This window comes from Rhodococcus sp. RD6.2, assembly GCF_001040705.1.
GTDB lineage: Bacteria > Actinomycetota > Actinomycetes > Mycobacteriales > Mycobacteriaceae > Rhodococcus_G.
Genome location: NZ_CVQP01000006.1, coordinates 359,437 through 384,023, shown reverse-complemented (window position 1 = coordinate 384,023; position 24,587 = coordinate 359,437). Strand labels below are relative to the sequence as shown.

At 68.8% G+C, this 24,587-nt stretch carries 26 protein-coding genes and 2 tRNA genes; 13 read left to right on the top strand and 15 right to left on the bottom strand.

All coding sequences use genetic code 11. The features are described 5' to 3' along the window. The first annotated feature begins 59 nt into the window (after positions 1–59). Positions 60–1,127, top strand: a complete 1,068-nt coding sequence (locus RHCRD62_RS12000; RefSeq protein WP_050064919.1) for a ParB/Srx family N-terminal domain-containing protein — start codon at positions 60–62, stop codon at positions 1,125–1,127. 71 nt (positions 1,128–1,198) lie between these two features. On the opposite strand, the gene RHCRD62_RS11995 is transcribed toward RHCRD62_RS12000, so the two are convergent. From RHCRD62_RS11995 to pip, 5 genes are all read right to left on the bottom strand, one after another. Continuing rightward, positions 1,199–1,675, bottom strand: coding sequence for a DoxX family protein (locus RHCRD62_RS11995; protein ID WP_253277288.1), 477 nt, complete (start codon positions 1,673–1,675; stop codon positions 1,199–1,201). A 101-nt stretch (positions 1,676–1,776) separates the two neighbouring features. Next, the gene (locus RHCRD62_RS11990) at positions 1,777–2,979 is read right to left on the bottom strand and encodes a trans-sulfuration enzyme family protein (protein WP_050064917.1); all 1,203 of its coding nucleotides are present in this window, start codon (positions 2,977–2,979) and stop codon (positions 1,777–1,779) included. Between the two features lie 81 nt (positions 2,980–3,060). Further along, positions 3,061–3,137, bottom strand: a tRNA-Ile gene (locus RHCRD62_RS11985). A gap of 98 nt (positions 3,138–3,235) precedes the next feature. Further along, positions 3,236–3,388, bottom strand: a complete 153-nt coding sequence (locus RHCRD62_RS25820; RefSeq protein WP_157050887.1) for a hypothetical protein — start codon at positions 3,386–3,388, stop codon at positions 3,236–3,238. A gap of 155 nt (positions 3,389–3,543) precedes the next feature. After that, positions 3,544–4,512, bottom strand: coding sequence for a prolyl aminopeptidase (gene pip, locus RHCRD62_RS11980; RefSeq protein ID WP_050064916.1), 969 nt, complete (start codon positions 4,510–4,512; stop codon positions 3,544–3,546). 170 nt (positions 4,513–4,682) lie between these two features. Here pip and RHCRD62_RS11975 point away from each other — a divergent pair, with 170 nt between their 5' ends. The 3 genes from RHCRD62_RS11975 (at position 4,683) to RHCRD62_RS25815 (ending at position 6,179) form a co-directional block, all read left to right on the top strand. Further along, positions 4,683–5,288 carry a DUF4822 domain-containing protein gene (locus RHCRD62_RS11975; protein ID WP_084734258.1) on the top strand — a complete coding sequence of 202 codons (606 nt, stop codon included), beginning with the start codon at positions 4,683–4,685 and terminating at the stop codon, positions 5,286–5,288. Positions 5,289–5,494: 206 nt separating this feature from the next. Next, on the top strand, positions 5,495–5,950 hold the full coding sequence (locus tag RHCRD62_RS11970) for a hypothetical protein (RefSeq protein ID WP_157050886.1): 456 nt from the start codon (positions 5,495–5,497) through the stop codon (positions 5,948–5,950). 67 nt (positions 5,951–6,017) lie between these two features. After that, positions 6,018–6,179 carry a hypothetical protein gene (locus RHCRD62_RS25815; protein ID WP_157050885.1) on the top strand — a complete coding sequence of 54 codons (162 nt, stop codon included), beginning with the start codon at positions 6,018–6,020 and terminating at the stop codon, positions 6,177–6,179. A gap of 593 nt (positions 6,180–6,772) precedes the next feature. On the opposite strand, the gene RHCRD62_RS11965 is transcribed toward RHCRD62_RS25815, so the two are convergent. Beyond that, a tRNA-Asn gene (locus tag RHCRD62_RS11965) sits at positions 6,773–6,845 on the bottom strand. A gap of 137 nt (positions 6,846–6,982) precedes the next feature. Between RHCRD62_RS11965 and RHCRD62_RS11960 the strand changes: the two genes are divergently transcribed. Further along, positions 6,983–7,222: a hypothetical protein gene (locus tag RHCRD62_RS11960; RefSeq protein ID WP_050064913.1), complete on the top strand. Its 240-nt coding sequence runs from the start codon at positions 6,983–6,985 to the stop codon at positions 7,220–7,222. A gap of 14 nt (positions 7,223–7,236) precedes the next feature. Here the strand turns inward: RHCRD62_RS11960 and dnaG are convergent, their stop codons facing one another. Then, complete coding sequence (gene dnaG / locus RHCRD62_RS11955) at positions 7,237–9,141, bottom strand: DNA primase (protein ID WP_050064912.1); 1,905 nt, start codon at positions 9,139–9,141, stop codon at positions 7,237–7,239. A 60-nt stretch (positions 9,142–9,201) separates the two neighbouring features. Here dnaG and RHCRD62_RS11950 point away from each other — a divergent pair, with 60 nt between their 5' ends. After that, positions 9,202–10,389 carry a dipeptidase gene (locus RHCRD62_RS11950; protein ID WP_172671052.1) on the top strand — a complete coding sequence of 396 codons (1,188 nt, stop codon included), beginning with the start codon at positions 9,202–9,204 and terminating at the stop codon, positions 10,387–10,389. A gap of 6 nt (positions 10,390–10,395) precedes the next feature. On the opposite strand, the gene RHCRD62_RS11945 is transcribed toward RHCRD62_RS11950, so the two are convergent. Both RHCRD62_RS11945 and RHCRD62_RS11940 read right to left on the bottom strand, forming a co-directional pair. Next, positions 10,396–11,664, bottom strand: a complete 1,269-nt coding sequence (locus tag RHCRD62_RS11945) for a deoxyguanosinetriphosphate triphosphohydrolase (protein ID WP_050064911.1) — start codon at positions 11,662–11,664, stop codon at positions 10,396–10,398. Next, on the bottom strand, positions 11,661–12,338 hold the full coding sequence (locus RHCRD62_RS11940; protein ID WP_050064910.1) for a YdcF family protein: 678 nt from the start codon (positions 12,336–12,338) through the stop codon (positions 11,661–11,663). Before RHCRD62_RS11940 ends, RHCRD62_RS11945 begins: the two co-directional genes overlap by 4 nt. Before the next feature lie 93 nt (positions 12,339–12,431). On the opposite strand from RHCRD62_RS11940, the gene RHCRD62_RS11935 reads away from it, so the two are divergent. Both RHCRD62_RS11935 and RHCRD62_RS11930 read left to right on the top strand, forming a co-directional pair. Next, on the top strand, positions 12,432–14,450 hold the full coding sequence (locus RHCRD62_RS11935; protein WP_050064909.1) for a TPM domain-containing protein: 2,019 nt from the start codon (positions 12,432–12,434) through the stop codon (positions 14,448–14,450). A gap of 3 nt (positions 14,451–14,453) precedes the next feature. Continuing rightward, complete coding sequence (locus RHCRD62_RS11930; protein WP_050064908.1) at positions 14,454–15,194, top strand: ABC transporter permease; 741 nt, start codon at positions 14,454–14,456, stop codon at positions 15,192–15,194. A 52-nt stretch (positions 15,195–15,246) separates the two neighbouring features. On the opposite strand, the gene RHCRD62_RS11925 is transcribed toward RHCRD62_RS11930, so the two are convergent. Continuing rightward, positions 15,247–16,638 (bottom strand): glycine--tRNA ligase, encoded by a 1,392-nt coding sequence (locus RHCRD62_RS11925; protein WP_050064907.1) that lies wholly within the window; start codon positions 16,636–16,638, stop codon positions 15,247–15,249. A 278-nt stretch (positions 16,639–16,916) separates the two neighbouring features. Here RHCRD62_RS11925 and RHCRD62_RS11920 point away from each other — a divergent pair, with 278 nt between their 5' ends. Genes RHCRD62_RS11920 through RHCRD62_RS11910 form a run of 3 tightly spaced genes read left to right on the top strand, consistent with a single transcriptional unit; the run spans position 16,917 to position 18,439 of the window. Then, on the top strand, positions 16,917–17,207 hold the full coding sequence (locus tag RHCRD62_RS11920) for an ArsR/SmtB family transcription factor (RefSeq protein ID WP_137874083.1): 291 nt from the start codon (positions 16,917–16,919) through the stop codon (positions 17,205–17,207). Next, a complete protein-coding gene (locus RHCRD62_RS11915) occupies positions 17,208–17,651 on the top strand; it encodes a Fur family transcriptional regulator (protein ID WP_050064906.1) in 444 nt (147 codons plus the stop codon). Positions 17,652–17,704: 53 nt separating this feature from the next. Further along, on the top strand, positions 17,705–18,439 hold the full coding sequence (locus RHCRD62_RS11910; protein ID WP_050064905.1) for a Clp protease N-terminal domain-containing protein: 735 nt from the start codon (positions 17,705–17,707) through the stop codon (positions 18,437–18,439). Here the strand turns inward: RHCRD62_RS11910 and RHCRD62_RS11905 are convergent. The 4 genes from RHCRD62_RS11905 to recO all read right to left on the bottom strand — a co-directional run bounded on the left by RHCRD62_RS11905 (position 18,436) and on the right by recO (position 22,007). Next, positions 18,436–19,839 carry an aldehyde dehydrogenase family protein gene (locus RHCRD62_RS11905; RefSeq protein WP_050064904.1) on the bottom strand — a complete coding sequence of 468 codons (1,404 nt, stop codon included), beginning with the start codon at positions 19,837–19,839 and terminating at the stop codon, positions 18,436–18,438. The genes RHCRD62_RS11910 and RHCRD62_RS11905 overlap by 4 nt on opposite strands. 182 nt (positions 19,840–20,021) lie before the next feature. Then, positions 20,022–20,423 carry a hypothetical protein gene (locus tag RHCRD62_RS11900; RefSeq protein ID WP_050064903.1) on the bottom strand — a complete coding sequence of 134 codons (402 nt, stop codon included), beginning with the start codon at positions 20,421–20,423 and terminating at the stop codon, positions 20,022–20,024. Next, complete coding sequence (locus RHCRD62_RS11895) at positions 20,420–21,226, bottom strand: isoprenyl transferase (protein WP_050064902.1); 807 nt, start codon at positions 21,224–21,226, stop codon at positions 20,420–20,422. Before RHCRD62_RS11895 ends, RHCRD62_RS11900 begins: the two co-directional genes overlap by 4 nt. Beyond that, on the bottom strand, positions 21,183–22,007 hold the full coding sequence (recO, locus tag RHCRD62_RS11890; RefSeq protein WP_084734215.1) for a DNA repair protein RecO: 825 nt from the start codon (positions 22,005–22,007) through the stop codon (positions 21,183–21,185). The genes RHCRD62_RS11895 and recO overlap by 44 nt, the downstream gene beginning before the upstream one ends. Before the next feature lie 151 nt (positions 22,008–22,158). Between recO and RHCRD62_RS11885 the strand changes: the two genes are divergently transcribed. Both RHCRD62_RS11885 and RHCRD62_RS11880 read left to right on the top strand, forming a co-directional pair. Continuing rightward, complete coding sequence (locus RHCRD62_RS11885) at positions 22,159–23,634, top strand: amidase (RefSeq protein ID WP_050064900.1); 1,476 nt, start codon at positions 22,159–22,161, stop codon at positions 23,632–23,634. Between the two features lies 1 nt (position 23,635). Beyond that, a complete protein-coding gene (locus RHCRD62_RS11880; protein ID WP_050064899.1) occupies positions 23,636–24,196 on the top strand; it encodes a TetR/AcrR family transcriptional regulator in 561 nt (186 codons plus the stop codon). A 3-nt stretch (positions 24,197–24,199) separates the two neighbouring features. On the opposite strand, the gene RHCRD62_RS11875 is transcribed toward RHCRD62_RS11880, so the two are convergent. After that, complete coding sequence (locus RHCRD62_RS11875; RefSeq protein WP_050064898.1) at positions 24,200–24,583, bottom strand: hypothetical protein; 384 nt, start codon at positions 24,581–24,583, stop codon at positions 24,200–24,202. Positions 24,584–24,587: the final 4 nt, after the last annotated feature.

The window sequence follows — 24,587 nt, the reverse complement described above, 5'->3', positions numbered from 1 at the left end:
CTCACCGACGTCCGCGACGGTGACCCCGCCAACGCCCATCCGACAGGAGATCACCACCCATGTCCGTAGCCTCGCGCGTCGCGACCCTGACCACCGCGGCGCTCGCCCTCACCGGCGTCACCGTCGGAATCACGGGCGGCACCGCCTCCGCTGTCCCCTGCACGACCTCCGGCGGCGTCACGACACTGCTCGCGACCGGGTCGGCGGGCGGGTCGAGCGATTCGCCGTACCTGTGCGCCCAAGAGGGCGAACTGCTCGACGTCCGCATCGGCGACGTCCGGGCGACGCAACCCTCGCTCGGCTACGACGAGGTGTACTACAAGCTCGGCCGCTACACCCTCGGCAAGGACGCGGTCAACAAGAAGTTCGAGGACTGGTGCGAGGCGAACGGCCAGGGCACCGCGGTCGCCGCGACACCGGAAGCTCGGCTGTCCGATCCGGGCTCGTTCACCTGCTCGGTCGCGGTGGGCAAGGAGACCCCCGAGACCGTCGCACCGATGAAGACGGTCGTGGTGGGCCCCGGCGGCCTGCTGTATCTGACGGACGGCCACCACACGTTGACGTCGTTCCAGGAGGTCGAGGGTCCGGACGTGCACGTGCGCCTGCGGGTGCTCGGTAACCTCTCGGCGCTGAGCATCCCCGATTTCTGGGCGCAGATGCAGACCAACCGATGGGTGTGGAATCACGACGTCGACGGCAAGGAGGTCGCGTACGCGGCACTCCCGAAGGGCGTGGGGCTGGCGAACTTCGCCGACGACCGGTACCGCAGCCTGATGTACTTCGGCCGCGACATCGGATACACCGCCGGGACAATCCCCTTCCAGGAGTTCTACTGGGGAGAGTGGCTGCGCGGCGGCGGCGCCGGAGACCTGCGCGGCTGGGACAACCACGATTCGGCGAGCTACCTGGCCGCGGTCGATCGCGTCACTCGGGCGCAGACCGCGCTACCCGCCGGCGCGGTGGTGAACAACAGCTTCACCGCGTCGCAGCTCGGCGTGCTCGGTGCGTGGAACGACGGGAAGGCCGCTGACAAGGGGGAATTCGGCAAGCTGTCCAAGCCCTACTCCGACGCCAAGCCCGGCAAGATCGCGTACGCGCTGGAATACAAGGCAGCACAAGGCAAGTGACGACGGTGGGGTCGTCCGCTCCACGAGCGGACGACCCCGATGTTCGGATGGATGAGTGAGTGGCTGGCGGGTCAGGCGTCGACGAGCGCGGGTCCGTCTGCCTTCGTCCGCACCTCGTCCGCGTCGCCCACTCCCCGGAGGCGACGAAGCAGTCCGTCAACCGAGAAGGCCCCGGAGCCGACGAAGATCAGCAGGAACATCGCCCAGCAGAACAGTGCGGCGGACTCGCCGTCGTTCTGGATGGGCAGGGCGCCGTCGGCCTGGTGGCTCCAGAAGTACGCGTAGGCCATCGATCCCGAGCCGAGGAACGCGGCGAGCCGGGTGCCGAACCCCACGATCAGGGCGGCTCCGCAGACCACCTGGATGACGGCGCCCCACCAGCCCGGCCACGCGCCGACCTCGGCCGTCGAGCCGCCGTAGGGTTCGGCCGGCCACGCCCACAGGCTCGTGGTGCCGTGACAGAGGAAGAGGAATCCGATGACGATCCGGAACGCGGCGATCACGTAGGCGCCGCTGTTGGTCAGCCAGGTACGCAAGGTTGTTGTCACTCAACGAAGTCAAGCATGCCTAACCTAACTTGTGGGGTGCCAGCGCATCGGACCCGACGTTCGGCCCGGTTGCGCCATGAAATGCAACAACCGCACGCCTGTCAGGCGAACGTGGCGTCGAGCGCGGCGAGAAGGTCGGCACGCAGGTCCGACACGTCCTCGAGGCCGACAGAGAATCGCAGATGGCCGTACTCACGGAACGGTGCCGGATAGGCGGCCACCCGGGGTCCCTCCGTCCCCACGTGCACGATGAGCGATTCGTCGTGCCCGAGCGAGACCGCCGACGTGACCAGGCGAAGATTCGCCACGAAGCGATTCTGCGCGTCGGCGTCACCGGCCACGGCGAACGCGAGCATCCCGCCGTAACCGCGGCCGCCGAACTGGCGGGTCGCGAGCGCGTGCTGAGGATGCGAGTCGAGTCCCGGGTACGCGACGAAGGCAACGCGCGGATCGGCCTCGAGCACCGCGGCCAGCTCCGGCGCACTGGCGAAGTGCTGCCGCAGGCGCAGCGGCAGCGTCACGGAGCCGCGCATGATCTGCCAGGCGTTGAACGGCGAGATCACCCCGCCGACGTCCACCATCGCCTCGTCCTTGATCGGCTGCACGAGATCACGGCGACCGATCACCGCGCCGCCCATCGCGTCGCCGTGGCCGTTGATGTACTTCGTCAACGAGTGGACGACGAGGTCCGCTCCGTCGCGCAGCGGCCGGTAGAACGGCGGCGGCGTGAAGGTGGAGTCGACGACCAGCAGCGCCCCGGCGGCATGCGCGACGTCTGCAAGTGCCTCGATGTCCGCAACCTTCGTGGTCGGGTTCGCGATCGCCTCGGTCACGATCAGACGTGTCCGGGGCCGGACAGCGGCGCGGACAGCGTCCAAGTCGGCGATATCCACGAATGTGGCGTCGATTCCGTACTTCCACGGGAGCAACTGGGTGAAAAGCTTGAATGTGGCCTCGTAGGTCGCATCTGCCACGACGACATGGTCACCCGAGCGCAGGTGTGTGAAGAACACCGCGTGCAACGCGGCCACCCCCGACGCGAGCGCGACCGCATCCTCCCCGTCCTCGAGCGCTGCGAGCTTCTTCTGCAACGCAACCTGGTTCGCGCCGGTGTTGCGGGTGTAGAGCCCGCCATCCGTGGACGACCAGCTGATCTGCGAGGGATCATCGGGCAGTGCATACGAGTTCGCCATCACGAGGGGCGTGCGCAGGGCTCCCGTACCCTCGTCGACGCGATTGCCGCCGTGGACGGCGAGCGACAGGTCGGACAGGCGGCGGGGATCATGCTTGTCGGGGCGCGGCATCGCTCCACGCTAGCCAACCCTCGTGAGGATTAAAGCGCGCACGCACGCGATGCATCGCGCCGCACGGAGGGGGAGGCTCGGTGGTGGGGCGGGCGGGGCTCGAACCCGCGACCAATGGATTATGAGTCCACGGCTCTAACCGACTGAGCTACCGCCCCATCCGCCCGCTGGTCCGAGAACCGATGCGGGCGCACGGGAATGCTACCGGGAGGCCGTGGCGACGCGGACACCGGCGGTGTCAGCGCCAGTACCGGTGTCAGCTCAAAACGGTCAGCAGCAGAACCCCCGCCGCCACGACGGACAGCGCGGCGAGCATCGCCAGGACGAACTGCGCGCGGGTGACATGCTCACCGGCATCCCGCGGAGCGAGAAGGTGGGTGTTCGCGAGAGTTCGCGAGTTCTGCATCATTTCCATCGCCTTTCATCGACAATGCGATGGTTCCACCCTCGACGCGGCAGAAACAGGGCCGAAGGTCCCCGATCTCGATCACCGCGACGACAATGGGTCCCCGACCTGCGTACACAGGTCGGGGACCTGCACGTCGAATCCCTGGCCGCACTCGGTCACAACCGATGCGCCACCCGTTCCGCGACCGCGCTGACCGCGTCGGCGAACCGTCCGCTGAAGCTGCCACCGCCGTGCCCGGCGTCGTCGACTACGACGAGAGTGCTCCCGTCCCACCGGCGATGAAGTTGCCACGCGGTGTCGAGTGGGCCGGACACGTCGTACCTGCCGTGGACGAGGCCGGCGGGGATGCCTGCGAGCCTGTCCATCCGGTCGTGGAGCTGGCCGTCGGCGAGGAAGCAGTCGTTGCCCCAGTAGTGGGTGACCGTTCGCGCGAACATCATTCGGAACGATGGGTCCTGATAGCTCGCGCGGGGCGTCCAGCCGGGCATCAGCGAGACGTGGACGTCTTCCCACTCACACCACCGCCGAGCGGCGTGCTCACGTACCCGCGGATCCGCGTCAGCGAGCAGGCGCGCATACGCGGCGGCGATGTTCCCCTCACGCTCGTTCTCGGGCACCGGTTCGATGAACCGCTCCCATTCACGCGGGAAGACGCGACGCATGTCGCGCGTGACCCACTCGACCTCCTTCCGGGTGCCGGCCGTGACTGCACCCAGTGCCATTGCGAGCACCCGATCGGGGTGCGCCTGCGCGTAGGCCAGTCCGAGTGTCACTCCCCACGACAGTCCGGCCACAACCCACCTGTCGATCCCGAGATGTTCCCGGAGCCGTTCGATGTCCGCGATCAGATGATCGGTCGTGTTCGCCGCCAGGTCGGTCGTGGGGTCGTCCGCCCGCGGGTGACTGCGACCGCACCCCCGCTGATCGAACAGCACCGCGCGGAAAACCTGCGGGTCGAAGAACCTCCGCGCACCGAGTGTGCAACCCGAGCCGGGCCCGCCGTGCAGGTAGACGACGGGAAGGCCGGTGGGCGTTCCGACGGTCTCCCAGTACAGGGAGTTGCCGTCGGTGACATCCAGATGACCGGAGTCGTACGGTTCGACGGATGGGTGAAGGCCAGTCACGACGCAAGTCTTGCAGGCGGCGGACTCGGCCCACCGACACAGCCGCGGACTACAGCCTGTGGTGCTCGCGTCGCGTCCAAGTGATCTCCTCCGGATCATCCGTTCGGCGTCCGAGCAAATAGCCAATCGGATGATGTGGACCCGTGGGCCCGATTCGTAGCGTCGAGGACATGAACATCATCGCGCCGATCTCCCGCCGTACCGCTGTCGCCGCCTCGACCCTCGTGCTCGCCGCACTCGCGATCGCCCCGACCACCGCGGCTGCCGCCGCACTCGCCGCGCCGGCGTACGTCGGCTCATCCGACGTCGCGCAGACCCCCTCGGACGTGCTCGCCTCGACCCCGTGGAAGACCACCAGCGCTGTCGACCAGGACGGCAACCGCGTCGCCCTCGACAACCCGGCCGTCTCGAACTTCGTGGGCTGGGCCTACTTCAAGGCAGACGGCACGTACACGATGTACAACCTCGACGACAGCCCCAAGCTGCACGGCGACTGGACCGTCACCCCCGACGGCTCCGAGCGCTGGATCAACGCGAAGAACGACGCCGGCCAGGTTCTCTTCGAGCGTGTCGTCCCGATCACCCAGCTCGACAAGAAGGTCTTCACCTACCGCATCTTCCCGAACGCAGCCGACACGAGCGTCTACTACGACATCGTGCACACCAAGACCAACCACGTCGAGCCCGGCACCGACGGCCGCGGCCCCAGCGCGAACAGCAGCCTGGACGGCAACGGCAGCACCGACTACCACTTCAACAACGGCAACAGCCACTGACCCGAACAGCCGTGTACGAGCGAGACCGTCCCGGCGTGCCGGGCCGGGCACGCAAGGGCTCGTGAGCTACGACGAAACGCCCCCACTCCGACATAGGAGTGGGGGCATCAACGAGTAGCCGAGACTGGCGCTCCCCAACGAGAAGCGATGTCAGTCACTCGCACGACAGCCACATCCGGCCGCCGGCAGTCTGGTTCAATCCGCGCATGAAACGGACAATCGTGACCAGCGCCGCAGCTATCGCGCTGCTGGCGGCGACCGCCTGCAGCAACAGCGACTCAAGTGACGCCGCGCCAACCATGACAGATCGCGAGTACACGTACGCGGTCGCACGCGAGGTCTACGGCAAAAGCATGGCCGCGGCCGACGCGGCAGCAGATCAACCAGAGACAGTCGAAGCAACTGTCGCGGTGGCTGCCGCGGACTGCGGTGTGGTTCAAGGATTCGCAAAGTCGACCCGCAGCCCGTCAGTGACATCGTCAGGCGGCGCCGCGACAGCTGCGGACACCCTCGACCCGCTTGTAGCCAAGCAGGCTCAGGAATCCGGGCGAACCGAACAGCAAATCCGGGCTCGGTATCTACTGAGCGCACGATTCAAGTGCTCCGAGTACACCGCGATGCTCGAAGCCTACGACCAGGTCTCCCAGGCACTCGGTAAGTAGGTCGGTGGAGAACATGGAACAACCACACTGGGCCGATCCCCCAGGCGCGTCGAACCAAGGTGGCACAGTGATCGAGTACCTGAGTCGCGCCAAAGTCGCCGAGCGAGAGGGACTGTCGATCAACACGATCGACGACTACGTCCGACGCGGCTACATGCCCGACCCGGACGCCCGAATCGGCCGCGACTATGAACTACTCGGGCAACCCGTTCTCGTCTTGGATCGGTAAGAACTTCAACCCGATCAACAATGAGTTGAGCTACGGCGGGTCAGCGGTCCCACAGATCACTGGCCCGCCGTCGCTTGCTCATCCGGGCAGGTGCCCATTGCGCACCCAGTACAGCGCGTAGTCGATGAAGGAACCTATGGGGCCGAGCCACACAGACCAGGCATCCATCGTCAATCACCTCCAGGGTGTTTGGCTACGGGCCAGGCTAGTCCTGCCCACATCGCGGCGCGTGCATGCTCATGCTGACCGACCTCGCTACCCGTAGTCCCACCGGTCACGCTGCGACGCCGCTCCGGCATACAAGTCGGAAGCCTCAGCCCGCACACTCCGATCAAGGTCACCTCGGGAAGTGTGGATGGTGATCCTCACGCCTGAGGCTGCCGGGCGTCCCCATCGCGGTGATTAGCTTGGCTCGGGCACGCAGATTCCTCGTTCACGATGCGGTCCTACGCGCATTCCCAGACTGACGCGCTCGCTGCCGGTGCGACGAGTTTTGGGATCAGTTGTGACAATCCGTGACAACAGTGCGTAGTCGTCCCTGAAACGAAAAAGGCCCTTCACCTGCATTGCTACAGGTGAAGGGCCTTTCGAAGCTCCCCCGGCTGGACTCGAACCAGCAACCGTCCGATTAACAGTCGGAAGCTCTGCCAATTGAGCTACAGGGGATTATCTTCGGCAGCTCTCGCTTGCGCTTGGCTGCGGAACAGACTTTAACCCATAGACCCACCCTGGTACCAAATCGCCTGCGCCGGGGCTCGTCAGGCACACTGTGTCAGGCCGTTCGACAGGAGGGAAAGCAGTAGATGTTGCGCTTGTTGATGGCGGTGGCGGCGGGGTACGTACTCGGCACGAAGGCCGGCCGTGGACGCTACGAACAGATCACCCGGACCACGAAGGCGATCGTGGAGAGCCCGGCGACGAAGAAGGCCATCGAGGTGGGACGCAAGAAGCTCGCGGACAGCCTCGATCCGCAGCCGAAGCTGGAACCGCTCAAGCCGATCGACGAGAAGACGCAGATCTACGTGCCCCGCGACAGCCTCTGACCCTCGCCTGGAGGTCAGAAGTCCTCGGCGTTGTCCCCGACCGCCTGCTCGAGCAGGCTTCGCCGGTACTGCTCGAGGGCGACGAGGTCGCCGAAGAGCGACATGTACTCGTCGGGGCGGTCGGCCTGCGACATCCGCTGCAGTCGCGACTTGAGGTCGGCGACCTGCTGCCCGACCCACACCTCCTGCAGGCGCGCGAGGACGCGGGGAATGTAGTCGGGGACGTCGGAGGCGCGGATCGGCTCGACGGCCAGCTCCGTCACCAGTGACTGCAACGGGTCGGACAGCTTCGCGACGGCGTCCATCCATTCGGCGCCGCCGAGCCCGGCCGCGGTGCCGCCCGCGTCCGCCATCGCCTGCCGCACCAGGGCGTACGCGGGATGGGTGAACGTCTCGGGCGGCAGGGAGTCGAACACCGACCCGGCGATCTCCGGGTACTGCAAACCCGCCTTGAGGGCGTCCCGCTGCGGCCACAGGGCCGGATCGCGCGGATTCGGGCGCGGCGGACCCGACGGAGCGGCCGGGGCCTGCGGTTCCTCCCGGAACCGATTCGCCTGCTGCGGCTTACCCGTGCGCGATCCACCGCGACGTGATTCGTCCCGGACCCGGCGCACGACGGAGTTGATGTCGTCCCAGCCGACCCAGCCGGCGAGTTGGCGCGCATAGTCCTCACGCAGGGCGGTGTCCTTGATCCGGGCCACCACCGGGACGGTGCGGCGCAGAGCCTCGACCCGACCCTCCGCGGTCTCCAGATCATGTTCGGCGAGAACCGATTTCACGACGAACCGGAAGAGCGGAACCCGTCGGGCGACGAGGTCGCGCACGGCGGCGTCACCGGACTCCTGCCGCAACTCGCACGGGTCCATGCCGTCCGGTGCGACGGCGACGTACGTCTGGCCTGCCATCTTCTGGTCGCCTTCGAACGCCTTCATCGCCGCGGCCTGCCCGGCCGCGTCCCCGTCGAAGGTGTAGATGATCTCGCCGCGGAAGTAGCTGTCGTCCATGAGTAGGCGCCGCAGCATCGCCAGGTGATCGTCGCCGAATGCGGTGCCGCACGATGCGACGGCGGTGGTGACGCCAGCGAGGTGCATCGCCATCACGTCGGTGTAGCCCTCGACGACGACCGCCTGGTGACCCTTCGCGATGTCCCGCTTGGCCAGGTCGAGCCCGAACAACACCTGGGACTTCTTGTACAGCATGGTTTCCGGGGTGTTGATGTACTTCCCCGGCATCGTGTCGTCGTCGAACAGCTTGCGAGCCCCGAACCCGATGACGTCGCCGCCGAGGTTGCGGATCGGCCACACCAGGCGACGCCGGAACCGGTCGATCGGAGTTCCGCGCTTGCCCGGCGTCGCGAGGCCGGCGTCGATGATCTCCTTCGCCTCGAACCCCTTGGTCATGAGGTGCTTGGTGAGGGTGTCCCAGCCGTCGGGGGCGTAGCCGCAGCCGAACGTCAGCGCGGCCTGGCCGTCGAAGTTGCGTTCGGTGAGGTAGTCGCGGGCGGTCTGCGCATCCGGCTGCGACAACCGCGCCGCATAGAACTGCTGCGCCGCCGCGTTCGCCGCGACCAGGCGCGCCCGGGTGCCGCGGTCGCGCTGGACGGACGGCCCGCCGCCCTCGTAAGAGATGGTGTAGTTGATCCGGTCCGCGAGCTGCTCGACCGCTTCGACGAACGAGATGTGCTCGATCTTCTGCAGGAACGAGTACACGTCCCCGCCCTCACCGCAGCCGAAGCAGTGGAAGGTGCCGTGGTTGGGTCGAGCATGGAAGGAGGGCGACTTCTCGTCGTGGAAGGGACACAGTCCCTTCATCGAGTCGCCGCCGCTGTTCTTGAGGGCGACGTACTCGCCCACGATGTCCTCGATGCGAGTGCGCTCTCGAATGGCCGCGATGTCACGTTCAGAGATTCGGCCGGCCACGAGGACAGTGTAGGTGCCCGTTCCGGGAACCCCGCAGGGTGGACGCCCTAGGATTCGGCCATGTCGCCCACCTCACGCCGATGGCTGCGCCGCGCCCTCGTCGGTGTCGCCGTCCTGGTCCCCGTCGCCGCCGTCGCGTTCTTCGCGCTCACCCCCGGCATCGTCGAACGCGCCCAGAACCAGGTCGTCGACGCCGACCTGCCCGCGGTGACCCCGCAGACGCAGGCGCTGCACGACAGCCTCCAGATCGCCGACATGCACTCGGACACCCTGATGTGGGACCGCGACCTGCTGGAGCGGTCGTCCCGCGGCCACATGGACCTGCCGCGCCTGCAGGACGGCAACGTCGCGCTGCAGGTGTTCTCGTCGGTGTCGAAGTCGCCGAAGGGCCAGAACTACGACGCGAACACCGCCGACACCGACAACATCACCCTTCTCACCTTCGCGCAGCTGCAGCCGCCGCGCACGTGGGGATCGCTGCTGCAGCGGTCGCTGTACCACGCGGAGAAGCTGGAGAAGGCGGCCGCGGACTCCAACGGCACGCTGCGGGTCATTCGCACCCGAGGCGACCTCGACACCCTGCTCGCGGACCGCGAGGCCGGGCAGGACGTGACGGGCGCACTGTTCTCCGTCGAGGGATTGCAGAACCTCGAGGGCAACATCGAGAACTTCGACGCGCTGTACGACGCGGGCATGCGGATGGCCGGGTTCGCGCACTTCTTCGACAACGAGGCCGTCGGCTCGATGCACGGCGTCGAGCAGGGTGGGCTGACCGACCTCGGCCGGGCGGCGTTCGCGGAGATGGAGCGGCGCGGCGTCATCGTCGACATCGCGCATTCGAGCCACACGGCGATCGCGGAGATGCTCGCGTTGGCGACGAAGCCGGTCGTCGCCAGCCACGGCGGCGTGCAGGCGACGTGCAACGTCAACCGCAACCTCACCGACGACGAGATCCGCGGCGTCGCGGCGACCGGCGGCGTCGTCGGAATCGGGTACTGGGACGCCGCGGTGTGCGAGCTGACCCCGACCGCGGTCGTCGACGCGATCGAGCATGTGATCGCCGTCGGCGGCCTGCAGACCGCGGCGCTCGGGTCCGACTACGACGGCGCCACCACCGTCGCGTGGGACACCAGTGAGATCGCGGTGATCACCCAGGAACTGCGCGACCGGGGCCGCAGTGACGACGAGATCCGGGCGATCATGGGCGGCAACACGTTCCGCGTGATGGGTCAGGTCCTGCCGGAGTAGCGCGACTCACCCCCACGACGCCTGAGCGCCGAGGCTCTGCTTGTCGACGCGTTCGAGTCGGCTCTCGGTGTAGGACGCGATCTGGTCGACGATCACCCGGGTCCGCGCGGCGTCGTCCTGCGCGCGTTCCCACGACGGCAGCAGGATCGGGTCGAGGCAGCTCGGGGCAGTGTGCAGCAGCCACTGGGCGACGCGGTGGATCCGGTCGCGCTGACGGTCCTGTTTGGTGCGGTGCCCGGCGTCGGACATCACGTAGCGCAGGGCCACCCTCTTGAGAAGCGCCACCTCCGCCGCGACGACCGGCGGGATCTCCAGGTCCGCGGCGTAGCGGGTGAGCGGCCGGTCGCCCGCGACGGACCGGGTGGCGGACACCGCGGCCGTCGCGAACCGGCCCACGAGTTCGCTGGTCAGGTTCTTCAGCGCGACGGCCGACGCGAGCGTGCCGTCGTAGCTGCCGACCGCGACGACCACCGGCAGCCGCGACAGCCTGCTCGCCGCCTCGACCAGGTCGTCGACGACCAGACCGCGGAACTCGGCGGCACCCATCTCCGCGAGCGCTGCGCGCTCGCTGGGGTCGGCGAGTGCGCGCAGATCGATGCGTCCGGCGATGACGCCGTCCTCGACGTCGTGCACGGAGTACGCGACGTCGTCGGCCCAGTCCATGACCTGCGCTTCCAGGCTCTTGCGCCGGTCCGGGGCGCCGTCGCGGACCCAGGCGAGAATGTCGGCGTCGTCGTCGTAGGCGCCGAACTTGGCGCCGGGCGACGGCCGCGTCCACGGGTACTTGATCGCGGCGTCGAGCGCGGCCCGGGTGAGGTTGAGGCCCGAACTGCTGCCGTCGGGTGCGAGGACCTTCGGTTCGAGGCTGGTGAGAATGCGCAGGTTCTGCGCGTTGCCCTCGAAACCGCCACAGTCGGCGGCGACCTCGTCGAGCGCCTTCTCGCCGTTGTGCCCGTACGGGGGGTGCCCGATGTCGTGGGCGAGGCCCGCGAGGTCGACCAGGTCGGGGTCGCACCCGAGCCCGTCGGCGATGCCGCGGCCGATCTGCGCGACCTCGATCGAATGGGTGAGGCGGGTTCGTGGGGTGTCGCCGTCGCGGGGCCCGACGACCTGGGTCTTGTCGGCGAGGCGACGCAACGCCGCGCTGTGCTGCACCCGGGCCCGGTCGCGGGAGAAGTCGCTGCGCGGTGCGCTCGCTCCGGGCAGTCCGGCGCTCTTCGCCCCCTCGGGGACGCGCCGTTCGAGGTCGTGCTCGGTGTACGGAGCCACGGTCACTGGCCTGCGTCGTACGGGAAGTCCGCCGAGAAGTGGGTGAGTTGATACCAGATCAATGCGCCTGTCTCCCTTGCGATTCCGTGGAACTGCGATTCCCTGGTGAAGACAGCAGGGCCCTGCCTGGTCGGTGCCGTCCACGCCTCGAGCCCGGCGTCGCGGGCCATCGTCCGGGTGCGCAGCGAATGCCAGGGATCGCTGACGAGCACCGCCGACCCCATCCCCAACTCCCCCATCACCCGATCGACGCCCTCGATGCTGCGCAGGGTGTCGGAGCCTTCTTCGACCGCGACGATCTGCTCTTCCGGGACTCCCCGAGAGATCAGGTAGTTCTTCCCGGAGGCCGCCTCGGTGTACAGGTCGCCGACCTGCTTGCCGCCGACGGTCACCACCGTCGGCGCAACCCCCTTCTCGTACAGCTTCACCGCCTGCTCGAGACGAGCCTCGAACACCGACGACGGGGTACCCGAGTACTGCGCCGCGCCGAGGACGACGATCGCGTCGGCGGGCCGCGTGTCGTCGATCCGCGCGACCTGCCACACCCGTACCGCGGTACCGCCGACGAGCAGCAGCCCGATCAGGATCGAACCGACGACGACGCGACGCGTCCAGCGCGCAAGGGTGCCCGCGAAGCCGAGCCTGTCGTCGCGCTCCGGGGGCGCTGCTGCGTAACTCACTCCCCAAGTCTGCCAGCCGCGATCGCGGGCACCGGCCAGCGGCGCACCGTCGAGGTCAGCACCAACGCCGCGACACCCGATAGATTCGTCGCCATGCCATTCGGTGTCCCGTCATCCGCACACCTGCTCGTCACCCACCGCGCCGCCGCCGCGTTCGCCTCGGTGGTCGCGGCGATCATGCTGCTCTGCCTCCCGGCCACCGCCGCCGCGGACGCGCCGGCCCGACTGCCGCAGCAGATCACCGACACCGCGGGCGCGCTCGACGACGACGGGCGCAGCGAGGTCCAGGCCGCCGTCGACACCCTGTTCGACGAGCATCACGTGCAGCTGTGGGTCGTGTACGTCGACTCGTTCGACGGCATGGACGCCGACACCTGGGCGGCACGGACCGAACAACTCAGCGGCCTCGGCGCGGAGACGGCGCTGCTGTCGGTCGCCACCGGCGACCGTGCATACACGTTCACGGTGCCGACGGGAATCACGAACGTCACCGACGCCGACATCGCGGACATCGAACGGGACGCCGTCGTGCCCGCGTTGCGGGACGACGACTGGGCGGGCGCTGCCGTCGCCGCCGCGGGTGGCCTGTCGGACGCGATCGCCCCGAGCGGGTCCGGGTCCGGCGTCACCTATCTGGTGATCGGCGGAGTCGGGGTCGTCCTCGTCGGTGGCGCCGTCGTCTACACGCGGCGCCGCAAGAAGTCCGCGGCAGGCGGGCACGTACCCGCGGACATCGACTGGACAGACCCCGCCGCGGTCGCGATGCTGCCGATCGCCACGCTCGACGCCCGCGCGAAGGAGGTGCTCGTCGACACCGACAACGCGATCCGCACGAGCGAAGAGGAACTGAACCTGGCGCGCGGCGAATTCGGGGACGCAGCGACCGCACCGTTCACGGCCGCGTTCGAGGCGGCGAAGGCGGCGCTCGCGTCGGCGTTCACCATCCGGCAGCGCCTCGACGACGACGTCCCGGAAACCCCGGAGCAGCAGCGCGACATGCTTGTCGAACTCATCGCCACCTGCTCCCGCGCCGACCGTGAGCTCGACGCCCGGGTGGCGGAGTTCGACGGGATGCGCGACCTGCTGATCGACGCGCCCGCCCGCCTCGACACCCTCACCCAGCGGGTCATCGAGATGACGGTGCGGGTGCCCGCATCGGATTCGGTTCTGACGCAACTCAAGTCCGAGTTCCCGGCGTCTGCGCTGGCGTCGATCGACGGCAACATCGCGCTGGCTCGTGAGCAACTGGCGTTCGCGGACCAGAACGTCACCGCGGGCCGTGCGGCCGTCGCGCTGCCCGCGGGCAAGCAGGGTCCGGCGGTGGTCGCGATCCGCGCCGCCGAGGGTGCGCTGGACCAGGTCCGGGAGCTGCTCGACGGCATCGACCACGCCGCCGACAACATCCGTGCGGCCACCGCGACCCTGCCCGCCGCGATCGAGGACGCCCGCAAGGACATCGCTGCGGCCGACGCGCTGACCGCTCACGGGGGTGCGGATCTCGCGGCGGCGCGCACGGCCGCCGCGGATGCCGTCGCGTGGGCGGAGACGCTTCGCGAGAGCGATCCCCTCGGCGCATTCACCGAGGTCGCGAAGGCGGATGCCGTCCTCGACGAGATGCTGGCCACGGCCACCGAGGCGAAGGCTCAGGCGGAGCGGACCGCGCAGCGTCTGACCCAGGACATCACCGCCGCGCAGGCCCAGATCACCGCGGCAACCGATTTCATCGCGACGCGCCGCGGCGCGGTCGGCGCCGAGGCGCGCACCCGACTGTCGGAGGCGCAGCGGCACCTGGACGCGGCGCGGCAGCTCAGCCAGTCCGATCCGGCGCGGGCCCTGCAGCACTCGAAGGCGGCGGGCGAGCTCAGCGGCCGTGCACTGTACGTCGCGCAGGCGGACGTGCAGCAGTGGGAGGCGAGCAGGCGTCCGCAGCAGTCGTCGGGCGGGAACACCGGTGCCATCCTCGGCGGCATCCTCATCGATTCGATGATCCGGGGCAGCATGGGCGGTGGCGGATACCGGGGCGGTGGCGGACACAGGGGCGGCAGCCGGAGTCCGGGATCGTTCGGCGGCTCGGGAAGTTCGGGCCGGATCAGCCGCAGCGGAAGGTTCTGAGCCGTGAGTGCGGACCTGGCCGACGCCGGGTTCGCGCTCGCCGCACTGTGTGCGGCGATGGCGGTCGCGGCCGCGCTGGTGTATCGGATCTCCGGGTTGGACCGCGCGCTGTCGGTCCCTGCCGCTACGCTGCGCGGCGCCGCGCAGCTCGCGGTGGTGTCCCTGGTGCTGGCGGCGGCGTTGCGTCACCTGTGGTCGGCTGTTGCCGTCCTGCTGGTGATGTTCGCGGCGGCGTCGGTCACCGCGGCGCGGCGATCCAAGGCGGGCCGCTCCGGGTTGTGGCTGACGGTGGCCCTGGCGGTCGGGATCACGGCGGCGCTCACCCCGATGCTGGCCAGTGGCGTGGTGCCGCTCGAGGGGGTCGCGCTGATCCCGATCGGTGGCATCGTCCTCGGCAACGCCATGACGTCCACGTCCCTGGCCGCCAAACGCGCACTCGACTCCATCGACCAGCGCCACGGCGAGGTGGAGGCGGCGCTGAGTCTCGGTCTGGACGAACGGGATTCGCGCATGCTCGTCGTCCACGACGTCGCCGCGGACGCGCTGCTGCCCGGCCTCGACCAGACCCGGACCGTCGGCCTGGTCACCCTGCCGGGCGCCTTCGTCGGTGTCCTGCTCGCGAGCGGGTCGGCGGTGCAGGCCGGTGCCGTGCAGATCCTGGTGCTCGTCGGGCTCCTCCTGGCCCAGACGTGCAGCGTCGCGGTGACGATGGAACTCGTCGCCCGAGGCCTGGTCAGGCGCTGACGCGCGGGTGCGCGCTTCTGGTGGCTCGCACCACCAGAAGCGCGCACAACTGCTACGCGCCGATCAGACGCTGGGCGAGGTAGCCCTCGACCTTGTCGAGGGAGACCCGCTCCTGCTCCATGGTGTCGCGCTCACGGATGGTGACGGCCTGATCCTCGAGGGTGTCGAAGTCGACGGTGATGCAGAACGGGGTGCCGATCTCGTCCTGACGGCGGTAGCGGCGACCGATCGCACCGGCGTCGTCGAACTCGACGTTCCAGTTCTTGCGCAGCTGCGCCGCGAGGTCGCGCGCCTTGGGGCTCAGTGCCTCGTTGCGGCTGAGCGGCAACACCGCGGCCTTGACGGGGGCGAGCCTGCGGTCGAGGCGCAGCACGGTGCGCTTGTCGACGCCGCCCTTCGCGTTCGGCGCCTCGTCCTCCTGGTACGCGTCGACGAGGAACGCCATCAGCGACCGGGTCAGGCCTGCTGCCGGCTCGATGACGTACGGCGTGTAGCGCTCACCGGTCGTCTGGTCGAAGTACTTGAGGTCCTGGCCCGACGACTCCTCGTGGACGCGGAGGTCGTAGTCGGTGCGGTTCGCGACGCCCTCGAGCTCGCCCCACTCGCTGCCCTGGAAGCCGAAGCGGTACTCGATGTCGACGGTCCGCTTGGAGTAGTGCGAGAGCTTGTCCTCGGGGTGCTCGAACAGGCGCAGGTTCTCCGGGTCGATGCCGAGGTCGGTGTACCAGGCGAGGCGGGTGTCGATCCAGTACTGGTGCCACTCCTCGTCCTCACCGGGCTTGACGAAGAACTCCATCTCCATCTGCTCGAACTCGCGGGTGCGGAAGATGAAGTTGCCGGGCGTGATCTCGTTGCGGAAGCTCTTGCCGATCTGGCCGATGCCGAACGGCGGCTTCTTGCGCGACGTGGTGAGCACGTTCGCGAAGTTGACGAAGATGCCCTGCGCGGTCTCGGGACGCAGGTAGTGCAGTCCTTCCTCCGACTCGACCGGACCGAGGTAGGTCTTGAGCATCATGTTGAAGTCGCGGGGCTCGGTCCACTGACCGACGGTGCCGCAATCGGGACAGACGATGAGGTCCATCGCGACGTCGTCCGGGTTGTCGAGGCCCTTCTTCTCCGCGTACGCCTCCTGCAGGTGGTCCTGCCGGTGCCGCTTGTGGCAGTTCAGGCACTCGACCAGCGGATCGTTGAAGACGCCGACATGACCGGACGCGACCCACACCTGGCGGGGCAGGATGACCGAGGAGTCGAGGCCGACGACGTCGTCGCGGCCGGTGACCATCGACCGCCACCACTGCTTCTTGATGTTCTCCTTGAGCTCGACGCCGAGCGGCCCGTAGTCCCAGGCGGACCTGGTACCGCCGTAGATCTCACCACAGGGGAAGACGAGACCTCGACGCTTGGCGAGGTTGGCGACGGTTTCGACCTTGGACTTGGGTGCCACTGGAATAGCTCTCCATCTGGGTAATAGATGCCGTGTGGGTAGGGATGTACGGATCCAGCCTATCGGGGTCGGACACCGCACCCAATTCGTCGTTTGACATGCATACTCGTGCATATCAAAATGGATATTGTTTGCAATAAGCTGTGTCCGACACCCCACGCACGGCCTCGACACACCACGGCATCGACAAGGAGCGCGCACTCGTGAGCATCGCCGACGCGGACGACCTGCGCGACCACTCCGCGCCGCACGACGCCGACTCCCCGCCCCCGGCCGCGATGCCGGATCGCGACACGCTCACCGCCGCGGGCGACATCCTGCGCGCGCTCGCCGCACCGGTTCGCATCGCCATCGTTCTGCAACTGCGTGCCGCTCCGCGGTGCGTCCACGAACTCGTCGACGCGCTCGAGGTCACCCAACCGCTGATCAGCCAGCATCTGCGCGTACTCAAGTCGGCGGGAGTGGTTCGGGGCGATCGCTCCGGACGCGAGGTCGTGTATCGACTCGTCGACGATCACCTCGCCCACATCGTGGTCGACGCCGTCGCCCACGCCGAGGAAGGGCACTAAATGGACGCAGGCGCCGAGAAGGGAACCCGAGTGACCGACAAGCCCCGCACCCCCGTCGCTGTTGGCGTGCGCGCCACGAAGCAGCGGAGCGCGATCTCGGCACTGCTCGACGAGATCGACGAGTTCCGATCCGCACAGGAACTGCACGACGTGCTGCGCAGGCGCGGCGAGGGCATCGGCCTGACGACCGTCTACCGAACGCTGCAGACCCTGGCCGACGCGGGCACCGTGGACATGTTGCGCACCGACTCGGGCGAGTCGGTCTACCGCCGCTGCTCCTCCGGGCATCACCACCACCTGGTGTGCCGGTCGTGCGGGTTCACGGTCGAGGTCGACGGACCCGAGGTCGAGAAGTGGTCGCACTCGATCGCGGAGGAGAACGGGTTCACCAACGTCAGCCACACGGTCGAGGTCTTCGGAACCTGCCGCAACTGCTCCGCCTGACCCATCGTCAACCAATGGTTGACGATGCCCATGCGTCAACCTAGAGTTGACGCATGCCCGAACCGACGCAACTCACGCCCAAGGTCCGACTCGACGACCTCATCGACGCCATCAAGAAGGTCCACAACGACCCGCTCGACCAACTCTCCGACGCGGTTCTCGCCGCCGACCACCTCGGCGACGTCGCCGACCACCTGATCGGCCACTTCGTCGATCAGGCGCGTCGCACCGGATTGTCGTGGACGGACATCGGCCGCAGCATGGGCGTCAGCAAGCAGGCCGCCCAGAAGCGCTTCACACCGAAGGACCCCGGTACCGCCACCGACCTCGATCCGAACCAGGGCTTCAACCAGTTCACCCCGCGCGCCCGCAACGTCATCGCCGCCGCACACAACGAGGCGAAGTCCGCCGGCTCCACAGAGGTGACGCCCGCGCACCTGGCCCTCGGACTGCTCTCCGAGCCCGAATCGCTCGCGATCACCCTGCTCGCTTCGCAGCAGGTGGACGCCGCCGCCATCCGCGACGCCGTCATCCTGCCCGCTCCCGCCGACGAGACGCCCGACCTGGTGCCCTACGACGCCGCCGCACGCAAGGCACTGGAGCTGACGTTCCGCCACGCACTCCGATTGGGCCACAACTACATCGGAACCGAGCACATCCTCCTGGCGCTACTGGAGGTCGAGAACGGCGACGGCCCCCTCACCGCGGCAGGCGTCGACCGCGACCGCTTCGAGGCCGACCTCACCAGCGCCCTCGAGGCCCTGACCCCGAAACCGGCGGAGGACTAGAACAGCCTGCGCAGGATCGCGACGGCACGGTCGGTGTACGGCGGATAGACGAACCGCGGGTCCGGCTTGAAAGGCTTGACCAGCACGGCCTTCCGGTTGCTGAAGGTCTCGAACCCCCATTTCCCGTTGTAGCGGCCAGTTCCGCTGGCACCGACCCCACCGAACGGAAGAACCTGCGCACTGTAGTGATAGATGAGGTGGTTCACCACCATGCCGCCGGCGCTGATCTCGGCCACGAACCGGCGCCGCGCATCAGCGGAGCGGGTGAACAGGTACGCGGCCAGCGGCTTCGGCCGGGACGTCACGAACGCGAATGCCGCGTCGAGTGAATCCACGGCAAGGACCGGAAGAATCGGACCGAATATCTCCTCGGTCATCATCGGTTCGTCGACTTCCGGATCCAGCAGCACGGTGGGTTCGACCGTGAGAGCCGCGCGGTCGAACCCACCGCCGAGCACCACCGTCGCGCGTGTTGTCGCGAGATACCCGGCCAAACGGTCGAACTGGCGCTCGTTGACGATCCGAACCCCCGGACTCGATTCCTCCGCCCGGAACCGCCCGACTGCCTCGACGATCCGGGCGACCAGTTCGTCCCGCACCGAACGCTCGACGAGCAGATAGTCCGGCGCCAGGCACACCTGACCCGAGTTCAGCAGCTTCGCCCACGCGATCCGGCGAGCCGTCACCTCGAGATCGGCATCGGCGGTGACGATCACCGGCGACTTCCCGCCCAGTTCGAGGGTGACGGGTGTGAGGTGCGGCGCCGCAGCAGCCATTACCTTCCGCCCGATCTCGGTACCACCGGTGAAGAGACAGTGATCCATTCCCTGCGCGAGGAGGTCCTGGGTGACCGCCCCGTCCCCCTCGACCACGGCGATCGCCTCGGGGTCGAGATACTCGGGAACGATCCGCGCGAGCAGTCGCGACGTGGCGGGCGTCAACTCGGAAGGTTTGAGCACGACACAGTTACCCGCCGCGATGGCAGCAACCAGCGGTTTCAGGACCAGTGTCACAGGCGCGTTCCACGCCCCGACGATCAACACCACACCGAGCGGCTCGTACTGCACCCAGCCCAGCGCAGGCTGCTGGTTCACGGGCAGACCGCGCAGGCTGCGCCGCATCCACCGCCGCAACCGCTTCCGGACATACGAGGCTTCGGCCCCGGCCGGCGCGACATCGATGAACCAATTCTCGAGAGCACTGCGCCCGAGATCCTCGGCCAGCGCCTGCACGAGGTCGTCTTCCCGCTCGACGAGGAGACGTTCGATGCCTTCGAGTTGCGCGATCCGCCAGGCCGCGGGTCTGGTGCGTCCGGTAGCGAACACCCTGCGCAGGTCGGCGGCGATCGACGCGACGTCCGATCGTGATTCGGTGAGGTCGGTCCCCTGGTCGACTCCCATGACTGCCACCTCGGCTCTGATGGGGATTCGCCCGACGCGGGTCCCACCCGAGCGCCGGGTCTCCGAGTCACGATACGACTGTTCGGTGCGGGCCGACAGGATCGTTCGTCGGGGCAGCAACCCCGGTGCTCAGCTGTAGGTGTCGCCGGTGATCGCCGTAGACGAGGTCGAGCAGGTGCGCGCTACCCGAGCAGACCCTGCCTGCTGTCCTCCACACCGGCGAGCACGAGCAGGAGCATCGTGGTCAGCGCCTCGTCCGTCAGCCCGGCGGCGGGGAAGGTGTAGCGGAGGATGACGTCGGCGAGGCGCCCGCGGGTGATCACCGAGACCAACCCGAACTGCAGCGCATCGTTCTTCGCCGCGACCTTGCGGTGCAGCGTGGTGCTGACGGGCCGATCCCACGCCAGGACCGCCGTCAGCGACAGCACATCCAATCCGGGAGCGAGATTCACGGCACGCATCGAGCACAGGGCACCCGCGTACTCGAATCCCAATGAACCATCGGTCGTTTCCGCGATGTCAACGAACAGCGCGAGCGCGCCGTGCACCCGCGCCTGGAGCGCAGCGGCGGTGTCCTCGCTCATTTGACTCCGCCAAAGCGGCGGTCACGCGACGCATACTCGACGCAGGCGGCCCACAGGTCGCGGCGGTCGAAGTCGGGAAACAGCTTCTCCTGGAACACCATCTCCGCGTAGGCGGACTGCCAGATGAGGAAGTTCGACGTGCGCAGCTCGCCGGAAGGGCGCAGGAACAGGTCGACGTCGGGCATGTCGGGTTCGTCGAGGTACTTGGCGACGGTCGCCTCGGTGACCTTCTCCGGGTTGATCTCGCCTGCCGCGACCCGGCGTGCGATCTCCCGTGCGGCGTCGGCGATTTCGGCCCGGCCGCCGTAGTTGACGCACATGGTCAGCGTCATGACGTCGTTGTCCTTGGTGAGCTCCTCGGCGATCTCGAGTTCCTTGATCACCGACGCCCACAGACGCGGCCTGCGTCCCGCCCAGCGCACCCGGACGCCCATCTCGTGCATCTCGTCGCGGCGGCGCCGGATCACGTCCCGGTTGAAGCCCATCAGGAACTTGACCTCTTCGGGGCTGCGCTTCCAGTTCTCGGTGGAGAACGCGTAGGCCGACAGCCATTTCACACCTACCTCGATGCACCCCTCGACGGAGTCCATGAGGACGGCCTCACCACGCTCGTGTCCGGCGGTACGCGGCAGTCCGCGTTCCTGCGCCCACCGGCCGTTGCCGTCCATCACCAGCGCGACGTGCCGGGGAATGAGCTCGGGCTGGATGATCGGCGCCCGCGCCCCGGACGGGTGCGGGTTCGGGGGACGGATCTCCCGGTCAGGCGAGGCTTGCGGTGCGCGTCGTCGGATCACGCCCTTCATCCTGCCCGACGGCCCCCTGCCCGACCTGCTCAGGGGCAGCGGCATGCGGCCGCGCTCGTTCGATCAGAGGCAGTGTCCGCAGCTGCCGTTCCAGGTGCCACTGCAGGTGCGCGGCGACCAGACCGGACGCCTGCGACCGCACCCCTGCGGCGACGGTCTCCGCGAACTCCCAGTCACCGCGGTCCAGTGCGGCCATCAGGTCGAGCACACCGGGCGACGGCGTGGCGGCACCCGGCGGGCGGCAGTGCACGCACACCGCTCCCCCGGCGGCGACGTGGAACGCGCGGTGCGGGCCGGGCGCGGCGCAGCGGGCGCACTCGTCGAGGGCAGGCGCCCAGCCGGCGAAGCCCATCGCCCGCAGCAGGAAGGCGTCGAGGACCAGCTCGGGTGCGCGGACCTGGTCGCTGACCGCGCGCAGCGCCCCGACCGTCAGCCGGTGCAGGCGCGGCGCGGGCGCCCGCTCCTCCCCGGACAGCCGTTCGGCGGTCTCGAGGATCGCGCAGGCGGTGGTGTAGCGGCCGTAGTCGTCGACGATGTCGGTGGCGAACGCGTCGAGCGTCTGCACCTGGGTGATCACGTCGAGCGAGCGGCCGGGGTAGAGCTGGACGTCGATGTGGGCGAACGGCTCGAGCCGGGCCCCGAACTTCGACTTGGTGCGGCGGACTCCCTTGGCAACGGCACGAACGAGTCCGTACTGCCTGGTGAGGAGGGTGACGATGCGGTCGGCCTCGCCCAGCTTGTGCTGGCGCAGCACCACTGCATGATCCCGGTACAACCTCACCGGTTCAGTGTCCCATGCAGGAACGACACCGCCGCCACCCCCGCGCCGTGAGTCCTTTCGGCCCGCCGGAGGACCGAAAGGACTCACGGCGAAAACGGCCCGCACCACACCGACCGCTGCTACCGTTCGTTCGAACGAACAGGGAGGCGACATGAGCGTTGACACCGGTCAACAGGGGACGGACCGGTCGGGTGCGGCCGCGCACGAGGGGTCCGGCCGCGCCCGACCCACACTCACGTGGCCGACGCTCGCGGAATGCGCGCGATCGCTCGCCGACGGCGACACCACCTCCGTCGCGATGGTCACCCGCAGCCTCGACGCGATCGACGCCGCCCAGCCGACACTGAACGCGTTCAAGGTCGTGCGCCGCGCCGCCGCGCTCGCCGAGGCCGCCGACGCGGATCGTCGCCTCGCCGCAGGTGAACGCCTCCCACTCCTCGGCGTGCCCATCGCCGTCAAGGACGACGTCGACGTCGCGGGTGAACCGACCGCCTTCGGGTGCGCGGGCGACTTCCCGGCGAAGACCGCCGACTCCGAGGCCGTACGTCGACTCCGTGCGGCGGGCGCGGTGATCGTCGGGAAGACGCACAGCCCCGAACTCGGGCAGTGGCCCTTCACCGGCGGCAGCTTCGGGCACACCCGCAACCCGTGGGCGCGGGACCGCACCCCCGGCGGCTCCTCGGGCGGCAGTGCCGCTGCGGTCGCGGCCGGACTGGTTCCTGCCGCGCTCGGGTCGGATGGCGCCGGGTCGGTTCGTATCCCGGCGTCGTGGACCAACCTCGTCGGCATCAAACCGCAGCGCGGACGGATCTCCACCTGGCCGGACCCCGAGGCGTTCAACGGCGTCACCGTCTTCGGCCCCCTGGCCCGCACCGTCGAGGACGCCGCGCTCCTGCTCGACCTCGTCGCCGGACCCCACGACGGCGACCTGCACACCCCCCGTCCGCTCACCGTGCGCGACGCCGCGGACCGCGAGCCCGGACGACTGCGGATCGCACTCTCGTTGAAACTGCCGTTCACGGCGACCCCGACGGCGCTGCACCCGGAGATCCGCGATGCCGTCGGCGGTATCGCCCACACGCTGCGCCGACTCGGTCACGAGGTGGTCGTTGCCGATCCCGCGTACGGAATCCTGTTGGGCGCCAATTTCCTTCCGCGCTCGATGGCCGGATTGGAGGAGTGGCGGCAGCGAGTGCCGGACCCCACGCAACTCGATCCCCGCACCCTCGCCAACGCCCGCACCGGACGACTGCTCGGCGGACTGCCCCTGCGCGTCGCCCGGGCCGCCGAACCGCGGATCCGGCGCCGGATCGGGTCGATCTTCAACGAATTCGACGTGATCCTCGCGCCGACGACCGCGACACCGCCGCCGAAGGTCGACGCGATCGACCGGACCGGCCACTACGAGACCGACAAGGTCATCACCGCGGCGTGCCCGTACGCCTGGCCATGGAACGTGCTCGGGTGGCCGAGTGTCGGTGTGCCCGCCGGGTTCACCGACGAGGGGCTGCCGCGCGGCGTCCAGTTGATGGGCCACGAGTCGAGCGAACCCCTCCTCGTCTCGCTGGCAGCGCAGTTGGAGCGCGAGCTGCGTTGGGACACCGCAACTCCCGAGCGGTGGTGGTGACGTGAACGAGCCCACCGTCGCCACGCCCGCACGGGAACGCATCCTGCAGGCGGTCCTGCACGTCATCGGAAGCGACGGGGTGGCAGCGGTGACGAATCGCCGCATCGCCGCGCAAGCCGAGGTGTCCCTCGGCTCCATCACCTATCACTTCCCCACCCGCAACGACATGCTCCGCGACGCGCTTCTCGGGTTCGTCACGGACGAGACCACCCGGCTGACCGAGCTCGCCGAGAGCTACCGCGACCACGGGCTGAGCATCGTCGACGCCGCATCGCTCACTGAGCAGGTGGTCCGCGACCTCGGGTGGACGGCCGAGCGCCTCGCTCCGTTCGAGTTGTTCATCCAGGCCGGCCGCGACCCGTCGCTCCAGGACGCGGCGAACAAGTGCTTCGCCGCGTACGACACCCTGACGGTGACGATCCTCGAGGCGCTCGGCGTCCCCGGCGCCCGCGACGTCGCCTCGACGCTCGTCGCGACGATCGCGGGCCTGCAGCTGCGTCGCGTCGCAACGGGTGTCCCGCAGGACGTCTCGGCCGCGATACTGCGGCTGCTCAGCGCCTGACCGTCAGCAGTCACCGCGCACGGCGTCGTGGTACCCGCGCTCGACCTCGCTGCGTTCCTCGTCGCTCGCCAGCGCCCACGCAGCGGTCGACCGGCGCAGGTCGAGCATCCACGTCGCCTCGTATTCGCGCCCGCGGTCCTGGAGTCCGCTCCGCGCCAGGCCCGCCTCGAGGACGTCGAGATACCGCGCCATGCCAGTGCAGATCTCGGATGCCGGGCGGAAGGTGCGGGACCAGTCGAGGGGCGCGTCATCGGTGCTCGACATCATGTGAAGGCCGCTCGGGGGAGGGACGCGGCGCGGCGCGGTGTCGGACGCGCAGCCTGCCGCACCCAGCGCCGCAGCCGCGGTCACCGCAAGCGCGGCACCGGGATGACGACGCGAGACCATCGCG